Origin of the sequence: Streptomyces sp. SID5910 (assembly GCF_009862125.1) — a bacterium.
GTDB lineage: Bacteria > Actinomycetota > Actinomycetes > Streptomycetales > Streptomycetaceae > Streptomyces.
The window spans coordinates 1-6922 of sequence record NZ_WWHX01000492.1 but is presented as its reverse complement, the minus strand read 5'-3'; the positions used below and the strand labels follow the sequence as shown (position 1 = coordinate 6922).

Here is a 6922-nt window from a genome sequence, read left to right as displayed (position 1 = left end):
GCGCGTCCGGCCGGAGCCCAGGCGGGGCGGGGGCGCGCCGGAGGGGGTGCGTGCGGGGACGGCTGTCACGCGGGACGGTAACGGGCTCGCCGTCACCTGCCGGTACCGGGCGATCGGCCGGGGTGGCTCTTCGGCGGACGCGAACGGCCAAGCGCGTCGCGCGCCCCACGGTCCCAGCGCCGCAGCGGCCCACTGGCAGAGCCCGGCACCACGGTCCTGCGGCACGACACCGCAGGGGTCCAGCACCGCAGCAGCCCGGCATCGCGGAGAGAGCCGGCACCACGGCGATCCCGCACCACAGACGCCCGGCGCCCCAGGAGGCGCGCACGCCAAGGGCCGGGCGTCACGGGAGCCCGGCGCGGCAGAGGCCCGCCGCCCCGGCCCTGCACCGCAGCGGCGGACCGGCACCGAAAAGGCCCGCGGTGGGCGACCGCCGTCTGGCCGTTGGGGCGGCGCGCTCCAGCCCGGACCACGGGGTAGGCCCGGGGAGCGCCGAGGCCCGGGAGCTGGCGTCTGCCTGGCTCCCGGGCCCGCTGCTCAGCCGCCGGAGGCTAGTGCGCTGCTGATTCCCAGTCCCCGCCCGCGCCCACCGAGACGCCCAGGGGGACTCTCAGGTCGACGGCGGTGGCCATTTCGCGGCGGATCAGGTCCTCTGCCGTCGCCCGCTCACCGGGGGCGATCTCCAGGACGATTTCGTCGTGGACCTGGAGCAGCATGCGGGACGCCAGGCCGGCCTCGCGCAGCGCCCTGTCCACGTTGAGCATGGCGATCTTGACGATGTCCGCCGCCGTGCCCTGGATCGGGGCGTTCAGGGCCATCCGCTCGGCCGCCTCGCGGCGCTGGCGGTTGTCGCTGTTGAGGTCGGGCAGATAGCGGCGGCGGCCGAAGAGCGTGGCCGTGTATCCGGTGGCCCTGGCCTCGTCGACGACCCGGCGCAGATAGTCCCGGACGCCGCCGAACCGCTCGAAGTAGGCGTCCATCAGGCCCCGGGCCTCGGCCGCCTCGATGTTCAGCTGCTGGGAGAGGCCGAAGGCCGACAGCCCGTACGCCAGGCCGTACGACATGGCCTTGATCTTGCGCCGCATCTCCGCGTCCACCGCGGACTGCTCGACGGAGAACACCTGCGCGGCGGCCGTGGTGTGCAGGTCCTCGCCGGAGGTGAACGCCTCGATCAGGCCCGCGTCCTCGGACAGGTGGGCCATCACGCGCAGCTCGATCTGGCTGTAGTCCGCCGTCATCAGCGACTCGAAGCCCTCGCCGACGACGAACCCGCGGCGGATCGCCCGGCCCTCGTCGGTGCGGACCGGGATGTTCTGGAGGTTCGGGTCGGTCGACGAGAGGCGGCCCGTCGCGGCGACCGTCTGGTTGAACGTGGTGTGGATACGGCCGTCCGCGGCGATCGTCTTGATCAGGCCCTCGACCGTGACGCGCAGCTTGGCCTGCTCGCGGTGCCGGAGCATGATCACCGGCAGTTCGTTGTCCGTCTGCGTCGCCAGCCAGGCCAGCGCGTCGGCGTCCGTCGTGTAGCCGGTCTTGGTCTTCTTCGTCTTGGGCAGGTTCAGCTCGCCGAAGAGGACTTCCTGGAGCTGCTTGGGCGAGCCCAGGTTGAACTCGCGTCCGGCCGCCGCGTGGGCCTCCTTCACGGCCTGCTGGACCGCGCCCGCGAACATCTGCTCCATGGCCTGAAGGTGCTCCCGGTCGGCCGCGATGCCGTGCCGCTCCATGCGGGCCAGCAGGGCGGACGTCGGCAGTTCCATGTCGCGCAGCAGGTCCGCGGCGCCGACCTCCGCCAGGCGGCCCTCGAAGACCTCGCCCAGGTCGAGGATGGCGCGGGCCTGCACCATGAGCGCCTCGGCCTCGGCGGCGTCGTCCGCGCCGAAGGCCAGCTGGCCGTCGGCCGCGGCGGCGGGGGCCAGCTCGCGGTGCAGGTACTCCAGGGAGAGCGCGTCCAGGTCGAAGGAGCGGCGGCCCGGCTTGACCAGGTAGGCGGCGAGCGCGGTGTCCATGTCCACGCCGGCGACGCTCCAGCCGTGCTCGGCGAAGACGCGCATGGCGCCCTTGGCGTTGTGGAGGACCTTCGGCCGGTCCGGGTCGGCGAGCCAGGCTGTGAACGCCGCTTCGTCGGCCTCGTCGGTCTCCGTCGGGTCGAACCAGGCGGCCTTGCCGTCGGACGCGGCGAGCGCGACCTCGGCGACCGAGCCGGTGCCCAGCGCCCACGTGTCGACCGTGGCGACGCCGAGGGGCCGGTCGCCGTGCTCGGCGAGCCAGCCGGCCAGCTCGCCCGTGCCCAGCACCGTGCCGTCCAGCTCCACGCCGTCCGCCACGACCGGCGTGGCCACGGCCTCCTCGCTGCCCGGGTCGACGGCGAACAGGCGCTCGCGCAGGGACGGGTTGCGGATCTCCAGGGTGTCCAGGATCATCGCGACGCCCTTGCGGTCGTACGCGGGACGCTCCAGGTCGGTGACCGTCTTCGGCAGCTCGACCTGCCGCTCCAGCTCGGTGAGCCGGCGGTTGAGCTTCACGGACTCCAGGTGGTCGCGCAGATTCTGCCCGGCCTTGCCCTTGACCTCGTCGACGCGCTCGACCAGGTCCGCGAAGGACCCGAACTGGTTGATCCACTTCGCGGCCGTCTTCTCGCCGACGCCCGGGATGCCCGGCAGGTTGTCCGACGGGTCGCCGCGCAGCGCCGCGAAGTCGGGGTACTGGGCGGGTGTCAGTCCGTACTTCTCGAGGACCTTCTCCGGGGTGAACCGGGTGAGCTCGGAGACGCCCTTGGTCGGATACAGGACTGTGGTGTGCTCGCTGACCAGCTGGAACGAGTCCCGGTCGCCGGTGACGATCAGGACCTCGAAGCCCTCGGCCTCGGCCTGCGTGGCGAGCGTGGCGATGACGTCGTCCGCCTCGAAGCCCTCGACGGCGAAGCGGGTCACGTGCATCGCGTCGAGCAGCTCGCCGATCAGCTCGACCTGGCCCTTGAACTCGTCCGGCGTCTTGGAGCGGTTCGCCTTGTACTCGGTGAACTCCTCGGAGCGCCAGGTCTTGCGGGAGACGTCGAACGCCACCGCGAAGTGGGTGGGCGCCTCGTCACGCAATGTGTTGGCCAGCATCGACGCGAAGCCGTAGATCGCGTTGGTCGGCTGGCCCGTCGCGGTCGTGAAGTTCTCCGCGGGCAGCGCGAAGAACGCGCGGTACGCCAGCGAGTGCCCGTCCATGAGCATCAGGCGCGGGCGGCTGCCGCCGGTGGGGGTCTCGGTCTTCTTCGCTGCTGTCTTTGCCACGTCCCCGATCCTGCCACGTGGCACTGACAGTCGGTCCCGCGAGCGCCGGTGGCAGGGGGCGTTGTGTGCGGTGATCCCGTCGGCATCGGTGCGTCGTGGCTGGTCGCGCGGTTCCCCGCGCCCCTTCGCGACGCCTCTCCTGCCCGGGGTGAGCAGGTCGGCCTCCGGCGCTGTCAGTGGGCCGTGCGAGGATCGAGGCGTACCTCACACGTGCATGCGAAGGAGCGCGCGATGGCGACGAAGCCGCCCAAGGGTGATCCGGTTCAGGACGCGCCGCAGGTCACCGAGCCCCAGCATGCGGCGGCGGGCATTCCGGCCATCGGCCACACCCTGCGCATCGCACAGCGGCAGATGGGCGTGCGGCGGACCGCGCTGACGCTGCTGAGCGTCAACCAGAAGAACGGCTTCGACTGCCCGGGCTGCGCCTGGCCCGAGCCGGACCACCGGCACAAGGCGGAGTTCTGCGAGAACGGCGCGAAGGCCGTGGCCGAGGAGGCCACCCTGCGCCGGGTCACCCCGGAGTTCTTCGCCGCGCACTCCGTGGCCGACCTCGCGACCCGCAGCGGCTACTGGCTGGGCCAGCAGGGCCGGCTCACGCATCCCGTGTACCTCCCGGAGGGCGGCGAGCACTACGAGCCGGTGACCTGGAAGCGCGCCTTCGACATCGTCGCGGAGGAGCTCACCGCCCTGGACTCGCCGGACGAGGCGGTCTTCTACACGTCGGGGCGCACCAGCAACGAGGCGGCGTTCCTCTACCAGCTCTTCGCGCGCGAGCTGGGCACCAACAACCTGCCGGACTGCTCCAACATGTGCCACGAGTCGTCCGGCTCGGCGCTGTCGGAGACGATCGGCATCGGCAAGGGCAGCGTCCTGCTGGAGGACCTGTACAAGTCCGACCTGATCATCGTGGCGGGCCAGAATCCGGGCACCAACCACCCGCGCATGCTCTCCGCGCTGGAGAAGGCCAAGGCGAACGGCGCGAGGATCATCAGCGTCAATCCGCTGCCCGAGGCGGGCCTGGAGCGCTTCAAGAACCCGCAGACGCCGAAGGGGCTCACCACCGGCGCCGCGCTCACCGACCTGTTCCTCCAGATCCGTCTCGGCGGCGACCAGGCCCTGTTCCGGCTCCTCAACAAGCTGATCCTTCAGACCGAGGGGGCGGTCGACGAGGCGTTCGTCGCGGAACACACGCACGGCTTCGAGGAGTTCGCCGAGGCCGCGCGCGCCGCCGACTGGGCGGAGACGCTGGCGGCGACCGGTCTCACTCGCGCGGAGATCGAGGAGACGCTGCGCCTGGTCCTCGCCTCGAAGCGCACCATCGTGTGCTGGGCGATGGGCCTGACGCAGCACAAGCACTCGGTGCCCACCATCCGCGAGGTCGTCAACTTCCTCCTCCTGCGCGGCAACATCGGCCGTCCGGGCGCGGGCGTCTGCCCGGTCCGCGGCCACTCCAACGTGCAGGGCGACCGCACGATGGGCATCTTCGAGCGCCCCGCGCCCGCGTTCCTGGACGCGCTGGAGAAGGAGTTCGGCTTCGCCCCGCCGCGCGAGCACGGGTACGACGTCGTGCGGGCCATCCGCGCGTTGCGCGACGGCGAGGCGAAGGTCTTCTTCGCGATGGGCGGCAACTTCGTCTCCGCGTCCCCCGACACGGAGGTCACCGAGGCGGCGATGCGCCGCGCCCGCCTCACCGTACACGTGTCGACGAAGCTGAACCGCTCGCACGCCGTCACGGGCGCCCGGGCCCTGATCCTGCCGACGCTGGGCCGCACCGAGCGCGATCTCCAGGGCGGCGGCGAGCAGTTCGTCACCGTCGAGGACTCGATGGGCATGGTGCACGCCTCCCGGGGACGGCTCGAACCCGCGAGCCGGCATCTGCTGTCCGAGCCGGCCATCGTGTGCCGGCTGGCGCGCCGGGTGCTCGGCGAGGACAGCAGGGTGCCGTGGGAGGAGTTCGAGAAGGACTACGCGACGATCCGCGACCGCATCGCCCGCGTGATCCCCGGCTTCGAGGACTTCAACGCGCGCGTGGCGCACCCGGGCGGCTTCGCCCTCCCCCACGCGCCGCGCGACGAGCGCCGCTTCCCGACGGCCACGGGCAAGGCCAACTTCACGGCCGCGCCGGTCGAGTACCCGGAGCTGCCCGAGGGCCGGCTGCTGCTCCAGACGCTGCGCTCGCACGACCAGTACAACACCACGATCTACGGCCTGGACGACCGCTACCGCGGCATCAGGAACGGCCGCCGGGTGGTCCTGGTCCATCCGGAGGACGCCGAGAAGCTGAACGTCGCGGACGGCTCCTACGTCGACCTGGTCGGCGAGTGGGCGGACGGTGTGGAGCGCCGGGCACCCGGTTTCCGCGTCGTGCACTATCCGACGGCCCGGGGCTGCGCCGCCGCCTACTACCCGGAGACCAACGTCCTGGTGCCGCTGGACGCCACGGCGGACACCAGCAACACCCCGGCCAGCAAGTCGGTGGTCGTCCGTCTGGAACAATCGGCGACCGACTGAGCGTCCGCTCAGTCGAGCCGACAGGCGGATCGGACCGACGGACCGCAGTGAACGGAGCCAGGCCCATGGGCGAGCAGCAGCAGGTGCAGTTCCCGCAGGAGATCATCGACGAGTACGCCGCGATGGGCGTCGATCTCCCCGCGCTGTTCTCCGCGGGGCACCTGGGGGCGCGGATGGGCGTCCAGGTCCTGGAGGCGGCGCCCGAGCGGGTCGTCGGCACCATGCCGGTGGAGGGCAACACCCAGCCGTACGGGCTGCTGCACGGCGGCGCGTCCGCGGTGCTGGCCGAGACGCTGGGGTCGGTGGGCTCGATGCTGCACGGCGGCAGCTCCAAGATCGCCGTGGGTGTCGACCTGAACTGCACCCACCACCGAGGGGTCCGCTCCGGCCTGGTCACCGGCGTGGCCACGCCCGTGCACCGGGGGCGGTCGACGGCGACGTACGAGATCGTGATCAGTGACGAGCAGGACCGCCGGGTGTGCACGGCCCGCCTGACCTGCCTGCTGCGGGACGTGAACCCCGGCGACGCCGCCCAGACGGGCGCGGCGGGCTGAGCACGCCCGCCTTCAGCGGTGCCGGCAGCACCGTTGCCCCCGCTCCCCCGGCGCCTTAGCGTCGGGGGATGGAGCGGGTACGAGCCCCTCGGCCGACCGTCGCCGTGCGCTCGGTGCGGTACGCGATCCCCCTGGCGCTGCTGACGGCCGCGCTGGTGAGCGGATGCGGCAGTTCAGGAACGGACGCACCCCGTTCGCCCGCCGGCGCCACCACCGCACGGACGACCCCCGCGTCCGGCACCGAGTTGTGCGTGCGCGTCGTCACGCACTGGTCCCGCGAGGTGCTGGAGGGCGGCACCTACGGCGACTACCAGTCGATGGGACTGTCCAACCGGCAGTACGACATCCTGCGGGAGGTCGTGGACGCCGCGCGGCCCGTGCGGCGGGAGCAAGGGGCACGAGCGGCCGAGGAGTTGACCGACCGCCTCACCCGCGCCCGGTGCGCCGAGCGCTACGCCGGCGGCGGGCCGACCGGGGGCCCGTGGTGAGCGGTGTCGGCCCGGTCGAGGCGGGCGAGGGCACCCAGGCCCGGGAGCCCTCCGAACGCCCCGTCCGGCCGCGCGGACACCTCGCCCGGTG

4 protein-coding genes are annotated in these 6922 nt (G+C 72.5%); 3 read left to right on the top strand and 1 reads right to left on the bottom strand.

Features of this window, described 5'->3' with window-relative positions; genetic code table 11:
- Window positions 1-551 precede the first annotated feature (551 nt).
- Window positions 552-3278, bottom strand: a complete 2727-nt coding sequence (gene polA, locus GTW67_RS17470) for a DNA polymerase I (protein ID WP_161165751.1) — start codon at window positions 3276-3278, stop codon at window positions 552-554.
- Window positions 3279-3509: 231 nt separating this feature from the next.
- Between polA and GTW67_RS17465 the strand changes: the two genes are divergently transcribed.
- The 3 genes from GTW67_RS17465 (at window position 3510) to GTW67_RS17455 (ending at window position 6831) form a co-directional block, all read left to right on the top strand.
- Window positions 3510-5789, top strand: a complete 2280-nt coding sequence (locus GTW67_RS17465; RefSeq protein WP_161165750.1) for an FdhF/YdeP family oxidoreductase — start codon at window positions 3510-3512, stop codon at window positions 5787-5789.
- A gap of 65 nt (window positions 5790-5854) precedes the next feature.
- Window positions 5855-6343 (top strand): hotdog fold thioesterase, encoded by a 489-nt coding sequence (locus tag GTW67_RS17460; protein ID WP_161165749.1) that lies wholly within the window; start codon window positions 5855-5857, stop codon window positions 6341-6343.
- Between the two features lie 68 nt (window positions 6344-6411).
- A complete protein-coding gene (locus GTW67_RS17455; RefSeq protein ID WP_202437360.1) occupies window positions 6412-6831 on the top strand; it encodes a hypothetical protein in 420 nt (139 codons plus the stop codon).
- Window positions 6832-6922: the final 91 nt, after the last annotated feature.

Excerpts from the sequence above, each read along its gene's own strand:
- GTW67_RS17465 (WP_161165750.1), top strand. The coding sequence starts at position 3,510 with ATGGCGACGAAGCCGCCCAAGGGTGATCCGGTTCAGGACGCGCCGCAG.
- GTW67_RS17460 (WP_161165749.1), top strand. The coding sequence starts at position 5,855 with ATGGGCGAGCAGCAGCAGGTGCAGTTCCCGCAGGAGATCATCGACGAG.
- GTW67_RS17455 (WP_202437360.1), top strand. The coding sequence starts at position 6,412 with ATGGAGCGGGTACGAGCCCCTCGGCCGACCGTCGCCGTGCGCTCGGTG.